Raw genomic sequence first — 17845 nt, 5'->3', positions numbered from 1 at the left:
TTTGATGTTTTTCTACACTTGTAAACTTTTTCATCACAATCACAACACCCCTATTGTTAGATCGCTGTCCAACAATAGGGGGGCAGTTCAAAGCACGAGGAGGCTCACCAGCTTCCCGCGGAAAGCGAAGTATATTTCAGGAGCGGTGAATGTGCTCCGCTCTAGGTTTGTTCGGCTTCTCACTTATGAAAATACTTTTGTCCCAGACTCTTCTTCTTTTGAAAAGATACTATCTACGTTGAACGAACACTCTTTTTACTTATTCCTTCTTCGATAATTGTAAGGCTCGCTTGAAATCTTTCAATGAAGTCGATGTTCCATACATTAATACTCCACCTCTGTACACTCGTGCCCCTATCATCGCGAGTATTGCAATTGTTACAAGCATTAAACCAATACTCAATCCAACTTCCCACAATGGAACCTCTAACATTCCTACTCTTAAGAACATAAGCATTGGTGTAAAAAATGGAATAAATGAAGTAACCGTCACTAACGTTGAATCCGGCATCGTTAAACTAAACATCGCAATCATAAACGCAATAACAATTAAAATAATTACTGGCATCATTAATTGCTGAACATCTTCAATCCTGCTTACAATCGAACCAAGCATTGCTGACATTGTTGCATAGAGAAGATATCCAAGCAGGAAAAAGACAATCGCATAAATATATGTCGCTGGATCAACATCCGTTAACCCGAAATACTCAAACATACTTCCAGCTGCTTCGTCTTGCTTTTGCTGAATGAGAAAATATCCAAATAAAATAATGACTCCAAATTGTGTTAATCCTAATAATGCAATACCGAGAATTTTTGCGAACATTTGACTAACAGGTGATGAACTTGAAATCAATATTTCCATAACTCTAGAAGTCTTCTCATTTGCTATATCCATCGCAATCATATTTCCGTACGTTATGACGGCAAAATACAACAGAAATAAAATAATATACACGAGGCCAATTGCTCCTGAAATTTGCTCCTCTGTTCTTGTTGAACTACCATCTCCACTGTCAATCGCCACTGTTTCAAATGAAACTGGTGCATAAATACTTGCGAGTACGTCTTCATCAATCCCAGCTTGACTCGTTGCAAGAGCCACTTTCATTTGTTGAAGCTGTGCTTCAAGATGGGTTTGTATCATAGTGTCCGTAAATTGATTCGTATGATAAGAAGCTGTAGGCAATTCATCTTGATCAATAAATATTTGTAAAACCCCATCATGCTGACCATTTAAAACAGCTTCTTCTGCTTCTTCTAACGTACCATCATATTCAATTAATTGAATAGACGGATCAACCTGCTCCATACTTTCCGATAAAACATCATACAAATACTCACTTTCATCGATTACAGCTACAGTTTGTTCTTGCTCATCAGAAGAAAATAATTCAATAATTGACTGCAAGTTAACCATCGCAAAAATAAACAGTAAAAATAATGCCGTCGTTATAATAAATGATTTGGTTTTTACTCGACTTAAATACGTATGTGAAAGAACAATCCAAAATTTATTCATAAGATTCACCAGCTTTCTCAATGAAAATATCGTGTAAAGTCGGCTCCTCTAGCTCAAATTTTCGTACAAATCCTTTACCTTGAAGAGCTAATAACACTTTTTGTGACACCTCTTCATTAGTGATTTGCAGTATGCCACCCTCTGTCGTTTTCTTCAACTTGACAACCCCATCAATTTCAGTAAGAAACTCGATGTCGAAGTCAGCATGAACGGTCACATTTTTCTTCCCAAAAGAGCGCTTAATGTCTCTTAATCCACCATGAACGATTGGTTTCCCATGTTGAAGAATACATAGGTACTCACACAGCTCCTCCACATGCTCCATTCGATGTGATGAGAAAAGAATCGTTGTTCCTTTTTCCTTTAAATCAACAACCGCTTCCTTTAGTAATTCTACATTCACCGGATCAAGTCCAGAAAACGGCTCATCTAAAATGAGAAGTTTCGGTTTATGTATAACGGCTGAAATAAATTGGATTTTTTGCTGATTCCCTTTTGACAGTTCTTCAATTTTCTTATCGATATAGTCTGGAACTTTGAATCGTTCAAGCCAACTCTCTAATTCTGTTAAAATATCACTTTTTTTCATCCCACGAAGCTTTCCTAAATAAACAATTTGGTCACGCACTTTAAGCTTCGGGTATAAACCACGCTCTTCAGGTAAATAACCGATCTCATCACTTTTGCTATAGTCGATTCTTTCTCCATTCCAAGAAATCTTTCCGCCTGATTGATCCATCAATCCGAGAATCATTCGAAAAGTCGTTGTCTTTCCAGCGCCATTTGCTCCTAGAAAGCCAAAGATTTGTTTCTCAGGAATATCTAATGATAAGTGATCTACAGCTGTAAATGAGCCAAACTGCTTCGTTACGTCATCAAGCATCAACGACATATCATAAAACCCCTCTCCTAAAAAGTACTTAATTAGACATACGTTACAATCACCATAAAAGTTTCACCTTACTAATCATTAAATTAACTGATTATTACCATAACATATATTCCATCTGCCGTGTACAAAATTAGCATTCATAAACTTATGAGCGTTGAAGGCAGCCTTCCTCCACTGTTACTACAGAACATAGAATGACATAACGTAAAAACGTCTTTGAGAGTCATTTCTCAAAGACGTTTAGAGTTTTTCAGTTATTTAGTATTAGATGAATATCGCTATTAGCGATCCACCGATTGCCCCTGTTAAAACAACAACCCAAGGGGGGCGTTTCCAAAAGACTAGCATACCAAATAAAAGAACGGCAAAGGAGAAATCAACACTTGTTGTAATGGCGCTCGTGAAAATCGGATCGTATAAGGCCGCAAGTAAAATTCCAACTACGGCAGCATTAACCCCCATTAACGCCCCTTTCACCTTTTCATTGCGCCGTAATTGATCCCAAAATGGCAAGACTCCAAATACGAGCAAAAAAGCGGGAGTGAAAATGGCAACAGTTGCAATAATTCCACCTAGCCATCCATTCATAACCGCACCTATGTAACTAGCAAATGTAAACAATGGACCAGGTACTGCTTGTGCCGCACCGTACCCTGCTAGAAATTGTTCCTCAGTTAACCAACCAGTCGGTACAAACTCACGTTCAAGTAGAGGCAAAACAACATGTCCACCACCGAACACTAGTGATCCAGCACGGTAAAAACTATCAATCATCGCAACGAGTGTCGAGGAGGTTAACTCACGTAAAATCGGTAAAGAAATTAATAATCCCGCAAATAGAAGTAAGCAAAACGTCCCTACTCGACGACTAATAGGAAAAGAACGACTAGCTGCAGGATCATCTATTTTTTGATTACGATACAATAAAAACCCAACTAAAGCAGCTCCTAAAATAACCACTACTTGCGAGAACACGGCTTGCCAAATAAGAACGATGATAACAGCAGCCATGGCAATTGTCTTTCTCTTCACATCAGGTGTTAAGTTCTTAGCCATACCAAGGATTGCATGTGCGACAACGACAACCGCGACGATCTTTAATCCTTGTATCCATCCGGCATCAAGAGCACCATACTGTAATAATAAGAGTGCAAATAAAATGAGTGCAACAACCGAAGGAAATGTAAATCCAATAAAGGAGATGACTCCCCCTATTAACCCTCCACGCATTAGACCTATTCCCATTCCAACTTGACTACTCGCAGGTCCCGGTAAGAATTGACACAAGGCAACTAAATCCGCATAGCTTTTCTCATCCATCCATTTTCTTCGTCTCACGTACTCTTCATGAAAATAACCCAAATGAGCAACAGGCCCTCCGAATGAAGTCAATCCAAGTCTCGTTGATATGAAAAAGATTTCAAGTAGCATACGCCACTTTGGCTTTGTTTCTTGCAAGCAAATCCCTCCCTTTCTTTCTCATAAGCTTTATCTTAAAACAATCCCTTCTTTTCATCTAGTATCATTTGAAATCTTTACATGAGCTTTACATTACGCTAAATCTTACTTTTGCAACTTTAGCTCTTCTAAGCGATGAAACACTTTATAAAATTGTTTTTCAAATCCGTTTTGATTCGGACTGTAATACTGTTTACCCACTAACAAATCAGGGAGGTATTGCTGATTAACCCAGGAATTTGGATAACTGTGCGGATATTTATAGCCTTTACCATGACCTAATTCTTTTGCTCCTGCATAATGCGCATCCTTCAAATGAGTAGGTATCTCACCGATTTGCCCTTTACGCACATCTTCAATTGCATAGTCCAGTGCTTTGTAAGCACTATTGGACTTTGGAGATAGGCATTGCTGAATAACGACATTTGCTAGTGGAATACGCGCTTCAGGTAACCCTAACCGTTCTACTGCTTCAACAGCTGCGACCGTATTAGTTGCCACCTCAGGTGCTGCAAGTGATATATCTTCATAGGCGATGACAAGTAAACGTCGACATATTGATGTCAAATCGCCACCTTCTATTAAACGAGCTACGTAATGAAGGGCAGCTTGAACATCACTTCCACGAATCGACTTTTGCAAACATGAAAGGAGTGAATAATGAATATCGCCATCCTTATCATGTGAGAAACCTTTGTTTTCAACACATTCTATAACAGCAGCTTCCGAAACGTAGATAAGCTCCTCGTTCTTATTCATGGAAGCTTCTACTGCTTGCTCTAACACATTTAATGCTGAGCGAGCATCACCATTTGTCGAATTTGCAATCAGTTTTACCGTTTCATCAGCCATTTTGATCTTTTTATTTCCTAATCCTCGTTCGTCATCTTTTAATGCATCTTTTATTAATTCTTCAATATCTTCAAATGTTAAAGGCTTTAATTCTTTAATTAGACCACACCTGCTCCGTATGGCAGGGTTTACATCATGAAATGGATTTTCAGTTGTCGCACCAATTAACGTAATTAAACCCCGTTCAACATGTGGTAGAAGGTAATCCTGTTGTGCTTTATTAAATCGATGCACCTCATCTATAAATAAAATTAAATTCCCTTCCGAACGTGCTTGTCCTACAGCCTCTTCGATGTCCTTCTTACCAGCCGTTGTCGCATTAATAGCCTTAAATGGTTTCTGAACTGTTCCGGCAATCGCATTGGCAATCGATGTTTTTCCTGTTCCAGGAGGACCGTAGAATAAAAGAGACGGCACGTGGCCATTTTCGATCATTTTATATAACGCTGTCTCCTGCCCGATGATATGCTTCTGCCCGACCACATCATCTAACGTTCTAGGTCGCATTCTATACGAAAGAGGTGATTGTATAAAAGAATCAAATAACATTAAAAGCTCTCCTTTACGGACAAAATCATTCATTTATATAGTATACACACATACCGTCATGTTGTCTTATTTGCAAAACAATTTCTGTCATTGCTCACTCATTTCCTCAACTTCTAAAAAAAATTCTATCATCCTTGTATAAACCTTGAAGAAATTGGAGACAATTTGTACCAAATAAGCAAACTAAAAGGAGTTGAACAGAATGAAAGTAAGACAAGATGCGTGGTCTCATGAAGATGATGTATTACTAGCAGAAACTGTATTGAAGCATATTAAAGAAGGAAGCACACAATTACGAGCATTTGATGAAGTTGGTGATCATTTAAATCGAACATCGGCAGCTTGTGGTTTCAGATGGAATGCTGTCGTTCGTAACCGCTATGTCAAACAAATTTCTGAAGCGAAGAAAGAGCGTAAAGAACGTAAACGTGCTGCATCTTTTTCCTATTATCCACCAGTTCGTCAGCTTTGGAGCGCATTACCAGAATCTGCGCTAGATCAAGGGGATTTATCGCTAGAAGCCGTGATTGCTTTCTTACAAAAGCTAGCGCAATCCCACCAGCAAACAAGTGTACTAGAAACGGATAAAACTCGTCTAGAATTAGAAAACAAAGAATTACAGCAACGAAATCAGCAGCTAGAAAAAGAATTAAAGAAAATCAAACAAGATAATAGTATTATTGAAGAGGATTACCAATCTCTTATCCAAATTATGAATCGTGCTAGACGTATGGCTATTTTAGAAGATGAGGAATCTCTATCTAGCGCAGCTTTCAAGATGGATAAAAACGGAAATCTAGAAAAACTTGCAAAATAACTTAACACAACCCCCTCTCAATTTTGAGAAGGGGTTGCACTTATTCCATTGAGTATGTGCTGCGCTTACGTCGCCATAGCACCCATCCTAATAAAAAACCAAACGGAAAGCTAAGCACAAACCGTGCAATTATAGTAAGAACACTCTCAGCAAGTGGGAAGGCTTGTATATTCGCACCAAAGCTAAAAAAGTCTAACACAAAGTTTACGAGAGCAAACAATGCCCCCCAAATAAAACCGATTTTCAACATATAAATCCATTTATTCTTTCCCATTTAGCATCAACCCTTTTTCCAACTGAAAAGTTATTATACTTTTACCATACCATACTTATCATCGTATTTGAGTTTTTGAATAAAATCAATTAGATTTCATTTAATTATTTATGTTAACTTCTTTGAATAAAAAAATGATTCACTTCTTCTGCTGGAATAGGTTTACTAAACAAATACCCTTGTACTTCATCGCATTGATATTCTTTTAACATTCTATATTGCTCATCGTTTTCAACACCTTCTGCAACAACTTTCATACCGAATTGCTGCCCAAGGTCAATAATCATTTTAACAACCTCTCTATCCTTTGTATGTTCCACCATATCTCGAATAAAACAACGGTCTATTTTAATAATATCAAGTGGAAAGTTCTTTAAATATTGCAAGGATGAATAGTACGTACCAAAATCATCGATAACAATTTGAACGCCGATCTCTTTTAAATCATATAACGTATTAATCGTTGTCTCAACATTTACCATCATAACAGATTCCGTCACTTCAATTTTTAAAAGGTGTGAATCTATTCCAGTTTCTTGAATCGTATCTTTCACAGCCGAAACAACCCCTTCTTGCTGTAACTGTCTTGCCGAGAAGTTAATCGATACAGCGCATGAGTAAATACCTTGACTCTGCCAATCTTTAATTTGATTACAAGCTTCCTTCAAAACCCATTGTCCAATCTCAATAATAGAGCCTGTTTCTTCCGCAAGTGGAATGAAGTCATAAGGTGAAATGTACCCGTATACTGGATGCTTCCAGCGAAGAAGAGCCTCCATACTTGAAATGCGGCCTGTTTTTGTATCAAATAAAGGTTGATAGAACATTTGAAATTCATGATTAAGGGTTGCTTTAGATAGCTCAGCCATTAGTACATAGTTTTTTCTTATATCGCGATCCATCTCTTGTTTAAAAAAGTAGTACTGGTTGCCACCTTTGTTTTTCACAAGGGTCATCGCTGATTCGGCTTGGGAAAGTAGTATTTGGGGAGTCTCTCCATTAAAAGGATACATACTAACCCCTATACTCGGTGTAAGTAAACGACTTTCTCCTTGAATAAGAATAGGATTTGATAGCAATGACAGTATTTTCTCCAGTATTTTTACCAATCTTTGTCGTTCTGAATGTACAAAAAAGCATACAAACTTATCTCGATTCATGCGCGAGACAGTTCCGCTGTTAGAAATAAGCTCCTTCAATTTTGCTGCTATTTCCTTCAATAAATGATCACCGATCTGAAAACCTAGTGGATCTTTAAAGCTTCTTAAACGTGCTAAGTCAATCATCATGATCGCAACTGATTCATGATGGCTCTTTGAATACATCATCATTTGCTCAAGTCGATCTTGAAACAGTTTTAAATTTGGGAGACCTGTTAGCATATCATAGTAGTTCATATGTTCAATCAGTTTTTCACTTTGTCTTCGTTCCGTAATGTCCTTACAATAGATAACGACCATCTCTTTTGTCGGGTGTACAGTCATCTCAAAATATGTATGTAACGGTTCATAGAAACTTTCAAAGCAGGAAGCTTTATTTAATGAAATCGCTTTATACATTTGATACTGGAATTCACTATTCACAGCTTTTGGTAGTACATCCCACAGATTCCTACCAATTACTTCCTCACGTTTAATTTTCAGATGAGTGGCAGTCACTCTATTTAAATAAATAATCGTACACTGACGATCCATGACTAAAAAACCATCGTGTATATTTTCCAAAATTGAAAGAATCGGTTGTCCTGTTGCTTCAAAGTTCTTCTCGAAATTCTCATAGCTTGTTTCGTTCTTCTGCATGTATCACACAACCTTTATATTGATGGGTTTACAAGAGAGAAAAGCATTCGTTTAAAATAGGCATGCTTTCTTAAAATACATCTAGTTAGCGTCGTGCTAATATAGTAACCTTTTCATTTTTTACACTATGAAAGCTTTGCCTTTACATTATTTATCAAAATAAATGAAACTTTATACACAAGAAATAAGTCCTATATTAAGTAGGTTAAATGATTCATAACAGAATTGCAATTAAACCTATATAAAATTTGTTAGTCCTTCTTGTTATCGACTTTTTTTAGACTGCTACACTTTATAATTAATAAGAAAAAAGCCCAAAGGAATATAAGCCTTTGAGCCATTTTGTTACGTAATAAAACGTTGCTGAATTATATCCGCAACCTCTTTCGCACTTAAATGCATATTATTTATTTTTAAATACTGCTCGTGTTTAATTTCACCTTCTAACGATTGTAGACGATGCCTCAATACAGACTCTTTTAGCTCTTGCTCTGATAGATCCACATTTCTCTTCGTAGGTTTTTCTTGCAATCGATATTCCGTACGATTTCTTTTCAGCCTTTCTTTAATGTCAGCCTCTAATTCAATGAACACTACATTAGACCGATTTGACTCAAATAACATTTTTATCTCATTTACATACTCCCAATCTTCTTCTTCATCAAAAGCCCAAACAAACGTAAAGATAATCCCTTTTAATTGACCTTCCTTTACGATTGTTTGAAAGATTTCCTTTCGATAATAATGTCGACAACCGCCATGTCTCTTGACCAAACCCGAAAAACGGATGCAACAACTCTAGTGTCATATGGTTATGAAATAGCTTATAGTCTGTCAATTTCTCCAATTCACGGCCGACCGTCATCTTTCCAACCGCTTGTGGACCAAATATGAAAATGCATTGCATCTATTTACCCTCAATTGCAATATAAATGTCTACTATCGCCTCATTCGGATTTGCCGCCCGCTCATCATATATTTCGAAGTCTCCTGAATATGAACGACTTTCTGATGAAGTACTAAAATAGTTCCAAATTTCTTGCCATAATTGTGGTACAACTTCTGATATAGGCCCTTTTTGAGATGTAAACACAATATACTCCGCAGCAGGTATTTCCTTTAACTCTATTCCTCCGTTCTGATCTGATCTTGACTGTAATTGATGACCAATTCGGAAAAAATACGGACCATTTACATCAGTTTCATAATCAGAATACAAAGCTAACACCGTATTGTCCTTCTTATTTTCAATCACGTCTGAAATCGATTGTTGATAAAATTGTTCCCACATTTTCGGAATGACTCCCTCAGCTGTCACCTCCTTCTCATTACTCGTTTTCGTTCCTACACCAGCAAAATAAAACGAATCCAACTTTACTCGTCTCATGTTAATAGTTCCTCCTTTTCAATTCTCTTCCATAATATATTATTCTACAAAACCTGATAAAAACCTCTTGTAACATTTATAAATTTCTTTTTAAGCATACGTATTAAGAAAGCCAATTTGACTTTTTCAATCGCCTAATTGTTTAACCAATTAAATATCGGGTATTGCTTATGTAAGCTTCATCACTAACTAGGAGGGATCACTTATGAGTAAAGAAGTTGATGTGGAAAAGAAAACCGTTGAAAAAAAGAATGATGTTAGTAAAATTGGGTCTACTTTAATAAAATATCTTACGTATATCATTATCTTCTTTGGATTCCTATGGTTTCTCGTTAATTTCGTGTTTCCGTTGTTTGAATGAGAAGTACTAAGTTCTTATAAGTTTAACCAAGACTCGTTCAGTTTTCCTTTCACAAAAAAGAGGTTGGGACAAAAGTATTTTAATAAATAAGAAACCGAACAAACACACACAGTGGAGCACATTCACCGCTCCTGAAATATACTTCGCGTTCTAAATGTTAGGATTATCAGATGAACACTTTTGTTATCTCCCAACCTCTTTCTTCACCTAATAACTTATCTTAACAGGAACCTCCTCTCCTTCATCCATAACTTGTTTTCATGCACCCTGACAACAGAATATCACCCATGGCGTTACACGAACGTTACAAAATTACGTTTTTTTACCATTTTGTTTTATAATATACAAAGAGAGACGAATTCATCATCCTATAAGAGGCGATTTCTACTATGCATAACTTCATTCGTATAAATGGAATAAACATTCATTATCGTGAGTATTTTCAACATAAGCAAGAAACAATTCTATTTATTCATGCTAATGTTGTCGATATGAGAATATTTGATACTATGATTTCATATCTAGGCGCTCAATATCACATAGTTCAATATGATTTAAGAGGATACGGCATGAGTGATAATGATGTGAATATTGATGAATTAACACTTGATCATTTTTCCGATGACTTGCACCAATTTATCGAGCACTTACAGCTAGACCATATTCACCTTGTAGGTCTGCAGATGGGCGCTCTTATTGCCACACGTTATACGTCACGCTTCTCGACAAATGTTGGCTCTTTAACACTGATGACGGTACCGTGTCATCCGCCTCATTTAATTCAACAAGTGCGAGCACATCGTCAGAAGCTAGCCAATAACTATACTTCAATTCCTTTTGATTACATTGAACAGCATGCAACCATACTAGATTCAGGGCATCCAGAATTAATGAAGCTTCGTGAATATGCAAAAGCAATTCCTTACGATTTATACAAAAAAGTAATGGACATTACAGTCAGTTCAACACCCTTAGCCGACATTCGTACCATTAATTGTCCGATAATAATATTGACTGGTTCAAAGGAAATCTTATTTCCCGCTCAATATTTACAACTGCATACAATCTATTTAGAACATTGCTCATTTCGAACCATTTCGAAAGCTTCAAGTTTAATGGTCATCGATCGACCAGGTTATATCGCTAACCTATTAGTAGAGTGGTTAGACGAATTAAAAAGACGTGATCAACCTTATGATCCTTTCTTAGCAAGATTAGGAAAAGAAATTTATGATTATACATCAAAACAATTAGGGGCTTACACCTTTGATGAAAATGTATTGCAAGTCGATATACTTGAAAATTTTCATGTGTATATGAATGGGGTTGAAGTATCCGGAGGCTGGAATAAACGATTTGCTAAATCCATCTTACTTTATTTACTTTTTCAGCGAACCGCATCAAGAGAACAATTATGTGATACATTATGGCCTAACATTTCTCTTCAACAAGCGAAAAAGAATTTGCGGGTTTACTTGTCCTATTTACGCCAACAATTAACATTACGTCAGGCTTCTTTTTCATTTCTTGTTGTTGAAAGAGATGAAATCAAGCTTCAAGGAAAAATCAAAAGTGACGGTTTAGATTTCATTGAACGATTACATGAGGCTGAGATTGAGAAAAACGATAAACAAAAAGAAGAGAAAGTGATTCAATTTATCGAAAATATGCCATTACGAATCTTTGAATCTCACCATGATGAATGGTTTCATACATTTCGTTCACAAGTTGAACAGAGAATTATGATACTTGTTCATTCGCATTTAAAAAAAGTTCTTGAAAATGGTTATAATCAAGTCGCCTTGCACCTTGTTGAGAAAATCAATTCAGTGCTCCCAACGTTTGAATGGTACGAACAGTTGATTGATTTATATGAAAAACTCGACATGCATGCACATGCTCACCTATGGCGCACTAAATTAAAAAACGATATGGAAGAGGAGTGATCATTCATTTAATGACCACTCCTCTTAATTATGTCTTTTCTCGCTTTTATGATTCACCAACTTTAAAATCAATTTGTCCTTCCATCCGATACATATCTTTTTCCTCATTCTCAGGACCAACATAAAAATCAGCAAAGCCATTCACAATGTAGTAGCCATTTGGAAAACCATTTTCAAGAAAGTCCTTCATAAAATACTGATATTCTTCCTCGTCTTGGTCACTGTACCATCCACTTCTTTGATACTCCTCACGATATGGCTCACCTTGTTGTAGAATTGTTTCGACCAATGGTTCATTCATTGGATAATTAATATTAAAGCCTCGCATTTCTTCCTTCATTGGAAAATAAAATGGAGAGGCAGCGTGATAAATCGCAATCTCATCCTTTTCTCCAACATATTCAAGCTCTGCATACAGTTGTACCTCTTCATCCTTATAGTGATCCTTTTTAGAAACTAGCCTATAAATAAAATCTCCTTCTGTCACTTCAACTGTGGTTTGTTGAACGTTATACACATCTAAATCATTTGCTGCTACTGACGACCTTTTTTCACCCTGATTCCCCGTTCCACATGCCGTTAACCCTATTACAACTAGACCTATTGCCACGATTCGCTTAATCACCTTCTACACCTCCATTACTACTTATATAACGAAAGCTTTCATATAAACTTTTCACGAAAACTACTCAAATGAAAGGCACGCTCTTTACTTCTTCAAAGGTATTACATAAAAACCAAATCAACCTAATAATCTTATTTTGCTTCACATCAAAAATGCTTCAAGAGATTCACACTCATGAAGCATCCTCCAATTTCTATTCTTCAATTGTTTTAATGTATCTTTTTAGTAAATGAATTAAATATTTCTCTAATTCTTCATCTTCCTCTGCTTCAAACCCATATACAAACTGACCGTGTGATGGCTTTTTCCATACAATCGTCCCTACTATCTCGATCTGTTCATCACTTAACACCATCTCTACTTTTAAACGATACCCTTTCTCCTCAATCGGAAGATCAAGCTTTGTCGTGAACTTTATCCCTCCTGGACTCACATCAAGAATATGAATAGAAGCTGGTTTTGATGTCTCCCCCTCCGTTAAGATTGTAAACGTACCATCTAACGGTTGCTTAAATTCATAGCGAAATGATTCATCTCTTTTGTATCTCATTCCTATTCCCCATTCAATACATATTTGAGCATAATCCCCTCCTGTATCTTATTCCCTTTTCAATTAAGATTCAAACATTTCCATTTGATCGTTGATTTTCTTTTTCCTCTTCAATTAATACCCTCCGTAACGTTTTACCAATTAATGTTTTTGGTAAGCTATCTCTAAATTCATAGATTCTTGGAACTTTATAAGAGGCAAGCCGTTCACGACAAAAAGAATCGATCTCCTCTTCACCCAACATCGTTCCCTCTTTCAGAACAAGAAACGCTTTTACCGTTTCACCACGATATTCATCAGGTACTCCTATGACAACAGCATCAATAATGTTCGGGTGATCAAACAAAACCTCCTCAATATCACGAGGGTAAATATTGAAGCCACCAGCAATAATTAAATCTTTCTTTCGATCGATAATATAGAAGAAACCATCATGATCCATTGTCGCCATGTCTCCTGTATAGAACCATCCATTTCGAATTGCCTGACTTGTTTCTTCAGTTTTTTTCCAATAACCTAGCATCACCTGTGGACCTCGAATAACGAGCTCACCAATTTGACCATTATCGACATCCTCACCCGTTTCGGGATCAACGACCTTTGCTTCAGTATCAGGAAATGGTATTCCAATTGAACCTAACTTTCGCTTTTCCCAAATCGTATTGGCATGTGTGACTGGAGATGTTTCTGTTAAGCCGTAACCTTCCGTTAGCCTTCCTCCTGTTAGCTGTTCAAATGTTTCCTGTACATCCCCAGGGAGAGGAGCTGCACCACTAATGCATATATTCACAGAGGATAAATCATACTTTTTCACTTCAGGGTGATTGATCAGCGAAATATACATCGTTGGAGCCCCTGGAAAGATCGTTGGCTTTTGTTTATCAATCATCTTTAAAGCCATATCAATATCAAATTTTGGTAACAACACTAGCTCTCCAGCCATTTTCATCGATAAATTCATTAAAACAGTCATTCCAAATACATGAAAAAACGGTAGCGCTGCCAAATACTTTTCCTTAGCTTCTTCACTTTTGTAACACCATGCTCTCGTTTGCAACGTATTAGCAACTAAATTGTAATGGGTAAGCATCACGCCTTTTGATACGCCCGTCGTTCCTCCCGTATATTGTAACAATGCCAAATCCTTCATCGGATCGAGCTCAATCATACTTGGTGTACTTGAAGTTGTTTTCAGTAGCCTAGCAAAGGAATAGATTGTGTCACTGTACGTGACATCCATCGATAAACCGTCTTTTTTTACTTTTAATGGATAGAGGATATTTTTCGGAAATGGTAAATAATCTTTAATAGAAGTGAAAATCTGATACTTTACATTCGTTTGTGGAATCACTCGTTGAACACGCTTGTAAAGAAGGTCGAGGGCAATGATTATTTTTGCGTCAGAATCATTTAGCTGATATTCAAGCTCCCGTTCGACATAAGTTGGATTCGTTTGTACAACAATCGCTCCAATCATTAATGATCCATAATAAGAAATAATAGCTTGTGGACTATTCGGAAGCATTATTGAAACACGATCTCCTTTACGGATACCGATATTCTTTAGAGCGTTTGCGAATTGGTATGTCCTTATTAATAATTCTTCATACGTCATCGTTGTCCCTAAAAAATAGAGCGCTTTCTTCTTTGGATACTTTTGGGCAGTCTCAATCAAAAATTGGGCGAGGTTTTGTTTCGGGTATTCATAGGACGGTGACACTTCTTTTGGGTACGTACTTAGCCACACCTTTTCAGACATCCCTTACACCCCTTTATCCATATTCTTGTTGTCAACAAGGGTGCCTCGTCGCAGACACCCCTTCCTATACGACTTATTAAACAATAAACTTTTCAGCTGTCACAACCTTCTCAGCAATTTGTCGTTTTAAGGTAATCGTGTTAACAGGTGAGCGTCGTGAGAGTTTTTTCAACAACGATAGGTTTGTTCGCAACAAGTCACCCTCCTCCATTGCGATAAGCATTTCCTTTGCTAACATCTCCACTTTCGTAAAAGCATCATGAACAGCGACCTTCGTCATCGTCATGGCATGACTAGCTTTCTCCTCTCCTTTTGCATCCATCATTTTCATCGTTCGCGCATAAGCACTTTCACTTCCGTAAATGGCGATCATCATATCAGCTAGGTGACTTAGAAGCTCTTGCTCTTTCTCAATCTGTAGCTGATATTTCTGTACGGCTACCCCGCCGACCATTAAAAAGATTTTCTTCGCCCTATCTATTAAATGACGTTCCTCATCAAGTGCTCCTGAAAACGTCCGAGCTGGAACGAAGGAAAGCAATTCCTTTTGCAATGCTTGAGCCTTCTCCATAAGAGGAAGCTCACCTTTCATCGCACGTTTAAGCAATGTACCTGGTATGAGTAAGCGATTAATCTCATTCGTCCCCTCAAAGATACGGTTAATTCGTGAATCACGATAAATCCTCTCAACCTTATATTCTTGAATAAAGCCATAACCTCCATGAATTTGTACGGCTTCATCGGCAATGTGATCCAAAGTTTCGGATCCTAATACTTTGTTAATCGAACACTCTATTGCATATTCAGCTATAGCTTTAGCCGAAGTCGTACCAACATCCTGCTGTTCTTCTACTTGATTAAGACGTTCCTCCATTAGACCTGCTGTTCGGTAAACAACACTATCTAACACATAAGTGTTAACAGTCATCTCTGCTAATTTCTTTTGGATTAGTGGAAAAGACGAAATCGACTTGCCAAATTGGGTACGTTCATTCGCATAATGAGCACTCAGTTCAATCGCTTCCTTGGCAGCACCGAGACACCCTGCCGCTAGTTTAAAGCGACCGATATTTAAAATGTTAAATGCAATTACATGCCCTTTCCCAATATCCCAAAGTAGGTTTTCAACAGGGACACGAACATCTTCTAAAATAAGTGGACATGTTGATGAACCTTTGATGCCCATTTTCTTTTCTTCTGGACCAACAGTGACACCTTCCATCGAGCGTTCGATGATAAATGTACTAAACTCCGTGCCGTTTACTTTCGCATAAACGATAAAGACATCAGCAAAGGCAGCATTAGTAATATATTGTTTTGTACCATTTATGACATAATACTCTCCATCCTCAGATAAAACCGCTGTCGTTTTTGCACCAAGGGCATCAGAACCAGAGGACGGCTCTGTTAAACAGTAAGCGGCAATCTTTTCTCCTGTAACAAGAGCTGGTAAATATTTTTCCTTTTGAGCTTCACTTCCAAAATAAACAATAGGTAAAGAGCCGATACCAACATGTGCTCCTAATGAAAGTGCAAATGAAGAACCTTTTGCTAGACGTTCACTAATTAAGGTCGAACTAATTTTATCAACGTCTAAACCACCATACTCTTCAGGAACTTCTGCCCCTAATAACCCAATTTCACCTGCCTTTTGTAAAAGTTCGACCGTGCGTTCATAATTAAGTGCCTCAAGCTCTTCATCACAAGGAATAACTTCTCCCTCAATGAACTCCTTCGTCGTTTCTGCAATCATTCGTTGTTCCGTCTGAAAGTCCTCTGGTGTCATGACAGATTGATAGTTCACTTCATTTAACATATAACTACCACCTGCTACATACTTTGTCATCTTTCTCTCCCCCTCTCTCCATTCACTTCAATCACAGCAGCAGCACCCATACCTCCTCCGATACACATTGAAACAACACCAATTCCTCCCCCTCGTCTCTTTAACTCGTAAATCAAGGTGGCCGTTAACTTCGTCCCTGTACAGCCTAACGGGTGCCCAAGGGCAATGGCCCCACCGTTCACATTAACCTTATCTTCATCAAGCTGGAGCTCACGGATGATATGCAAGCATTGAGAGGCAAAGGCTTCATTAATTTCAAATAAATCAACATCTTCAATACTAAGTTGAGCCATTTCTAACGCCTTAGGAATCGCCTTTACAGGCCCTACCCCCATAATGTCTGGTTCCACACCCGCTAATGCAAAAGACCGAAACGTCGCTAGCGGCTTTAATCCAAGTGCTTTAGCCTTTTCCTTACTCATAACGATAGAAGCAGCTGCTCCATCACTCATTTGTGAAGCATTTCCTGCTGTGACCGTTCCTCCTTGTTTAAACGCTGGCTTAAGCTTTCTCAACAATTCCACAGTCGTTTCTGATCTCACACCTTCATCCTGCTTAACCTCTACCTTCCATTTACGCAAATGATGATCGACAAATTGCGTTCGAACCGTCTCTACAGGAACGATCTCATCAGTAAATTTCCCCTCCGCTAAAGCTCTTGCCGCTTTTTGATGACTTTTTACCGCAAATTGGTCTTGCTCTTCTCTGCTAACATGGAAACGTTCAGCCACCTCTTCCGCTGTCATCCCCATTCCCATATATATATTGGGCATCTCATCAACCATTACTGGATGGGGAGAAAAATGAAAGCCAGTCATCGGCACATGACTCATACTTTCCATCCCTCCAGCAATAATCGTCTCTGCTCCACCTGCATGAATACGATCTGCAGCAAGGGCAATCGACTGTAACCCGGATGAACAAAAACGGTTAATCGTTATTGCAGGAACTGAAACAGGAAAACCAGCATATAAAGTAATCGTTCGTGCCATATTCAATCCTTGTTCCCCTTCTGGCATTGCACAACCGATAATGACATCATCTATATCCTCATTCATCACTCCCGGTGCCCGACGAATAACCTCTTGTAGCACAACCTTTCCTAAATCCTCAATCCTCGTTTCAGCAAATGCTCCTTTTTTGGCTTTTCCAACTGGGGTTCGTGCAATTGATACGATAACAGCCTCCTTCATCTTCTTCACCCC

General features: G+C 37.9%; 15 protein-coding genes and 1 pseudogene. 3 read left to right on the top strand and 13 right to left on the bottom strand.

Annotated features, from left to right (window positions below; translation table 11 throughout):
* Window positions 1–259: 259 nt before the first annotated feature.
* From JCM9152_RS18645 to JCM9152_RS18630, 4 genes are all read right to left on the bottom strand, one after another.
* The gene (locus JCM9152_RS18645; protein WP_035346879.1) at window positions 260–1525 is read right to left on the bottom strand and encodes an ABC transporter permease; all 1266 of its coding nucleotides are present in this window, start codon (window positions 1523–1525) and stop codon (window positions 260–262) included.
* Window positions 1518–2417 (bottom strand): ABC transporter ATP-binding protein, encoded by a 900-nt coding sequence (locus JCM9152_RS18640; RefSeq protein WP_035346877.1) that lies wholly within the window; start codon window positions 2415–2417, stop codon window positions 1518–1520. The genes JCM9152_RS18645 and JCM9152_RS18640 overlap by 8 nt, the downstream gene beginning before the upstream one ends.
* A gap of 264 nt (window positions 2418–2681) precedes the next feature.
* Window positions 2682–3848 (bottom strand): chromate transporter, encoded by a 1167-nt coding sequence (locus JCM9152_RS18635; protein ID WP_052016152.1) that lies wholly within the window; start codon window positions 3846–3848, stop codon window positions 2682–2684.
* 132 nt (window positions 3849–3980) lie between these two features.
* Complete coding sequence (locus JCM9152_RS18630) at window positions 3981–5276, bottom strand: replication-associated recombination protein A (RefSeq protein WP_035346873.1); 1296 nt, start codon at window positions 5274–5276, stop codon at window positions 3981–3983.
* A 202-nt stretch (window positions 5277–5478) separates the two neighbouring features.
* On the opposite strand from JCM9152_RS18630, the gene JCM9152_RS18625 reads away from it, so the two are divergent.
* On the top strand, window positions 5479–6093 hold the full coding sequence (locus tag JCM9152_RS18625; RefSeq protein WP_035346871.1) for an RsfA family transcriptional regulator: 615 nt from the start codon (window positions 5479–5481) through the stop codon (window positions 6091–6093).
* Between the two features lie 40 nt (window positions 6094–6133).
* Here the strand turns inward: JCM9152_RS18625 and JCM9152_RS18620 are convergent, their stop codons facing one another.
* The 4 genes and pseudogenes from JCM9152_RS18620 to JCM9152_RS18605 all read right to left on the bottom strand — a co-directional run bounded on the left by JCM9152_RS18620 (window position 6134) and on the right by JCM9152_RS18605 (window position 9553).
* Window positions 6134–6367 carry a hypothetical protein gene (locus tag JCM9152_RS18620; RefSeq protein ID WP_035346869.1) on the bottom strand — a complete coding sequence of 78 codons (234 nt, stop codon included), beginning with the start codon at window positions 6365–6367 and terminating at the stop codon, window positions 6134–6136.
* 113 nt (window positions 6368–6480) lie between these two features.
* The gene (locus JCM9152_RS18615) at window positions 6481–8166 is read right to left on the bottom strand and encodes a sensor domain-containing protein (RefSeq protein ID WP_052016148.1); all 1686 of its coding nucleotides are present in this window, start codon (window positions 8164–8166) and stop codon (window positions 6481–6483) included.
* A gap of 345 nt (window positions 8167–8511) precedes the next feature.
* Window positions 8512–9073 (bottom strand): annotated as a pseudogene (locus JCM9152_RS18610) (AAA family ATPase).
* On the bottom strand, window positions 9074–9553 hold the full coding sequence (locus JCM9152_RS18605) for a GyrI-like domain-containing protein (RefSeq protein ID WP_035346867.1): 480 nt from the start codon (window positions 9551–9553) through the stop codon (window positions 9074–9076). It lies immediately after the preceding pseudogene.
* 205 nt (window positions 9554–9758) lie between these two features.
* On the opposite strand from JCM9152_RS18605, the gene JCM9152_RS22860 reads away from it, so the two are divergent.
* Window positions 9759–9914: a hypothetical protein gene (locus tag JCM9152_RS22860; protein WP_162831727.1), complete on the top strand. Its 156-nt coding sequence runs from the start codon at window positions 9759–9761 to the stop codon at window positions 9912–9914.
* A gap of 389 nt (window positions 9915–10303) precedes the next feature.
* A complete protein-coding gene (locus JCM9152_RS18600) occupies window positions 10304–11860 on the top strand; it encodes an alpha/beta hydrolase (RefSeq protein ID WP_035346865.1) in 1557 nt (518 codons plus the stop codon).
* A 46-nt stretch (window positions 11861–11906) separates the two neighbouring features.
* Here JCM9152_RS18600 and JCM9152_RS18595 read toward each other — a convergent pair whose 3' ends face one another.
* The 5 genes from JCM9152_RS18595 to JCM9152_RS18575 form a co-directional block, all read right to left on the bottom strand.
* Window positions 11907–12485 carry a hypothetical protein gene (locus JCM9152_RS18595; RefSeq protein ID WP_035346863.1) on the bottom strand — a complete coding sequence of 193 codons (579 nt, stop codon included), beginning with the start codon at window positions 12483–12485 and terminating at the stop codon, window positions 11907–11909.
* Between the two features lie 193 nt (window positions 12486–12678).
* Complete coding sequence (locus JCM9152_RS18590) at window positions 12679–13035, bottom strand: PilZ domain-containing protein (protein ID WP_035346861.1); 357 nt, start codon at window positions 13033–13035, stop codon at window positions 12679–12681.
* 70 nt (window positions 13036–13105) lie between these two features.
* On the bottom strand, window positions 13106–14794 hold the full coding sequence (locus JCM9152_RS18585; protein WP_035346859.1) for a long-chain-fatty-acid--CoA ligase: 1689 nt from the start codon (window positions 14792–14794) through the stop codon (window positions 13106–13108).
* Between the two features lie 76 nt (window positions 14795–14870).
* Window positions 14871–16640, bottom strand: coding sequence for an acyl-CoA dehydrogenase FadE (locus JCM9152_RS18580; protein WP_035346857.1), 1770 nt, complete (start codon window positions 16638–16640; stop codon window positions 14871–14873).
* Window positions 16637–17833, bottom strand: coding sequence for an acetyl-CoA C-acyltransferase (locus JCM9152_RS18575; RefSeq protein WP_035346855.1), 1197 nt, complete (start codon window positions 17831–17833; stop codon window positions 16637–16639). Before JCM9152_RS18575 ends, JCM9152_RS18580 begins: the two co-directional genes overlap by 4 nt.
* Window positions 17834–17845 lie beyond the last annotated feature (12 nt).

This window comes from Halalkalibacter hemicellulosilyticusJCM 9152 (assembly GCF_000513115.1).
Taxonomy (GTDB): domain Bacteria; phylum Bacillota; class Bacilli; order Bacillales; family Bacillaceae_D; genus Halalkalibacter; species Halalkalibacter hemicellulosilyticus.
The sequence above is the reverse complement of the archived record's forward strand: the minus strand, read 5'-3'. Positions and strand labels throughout refer to the sequence as shown.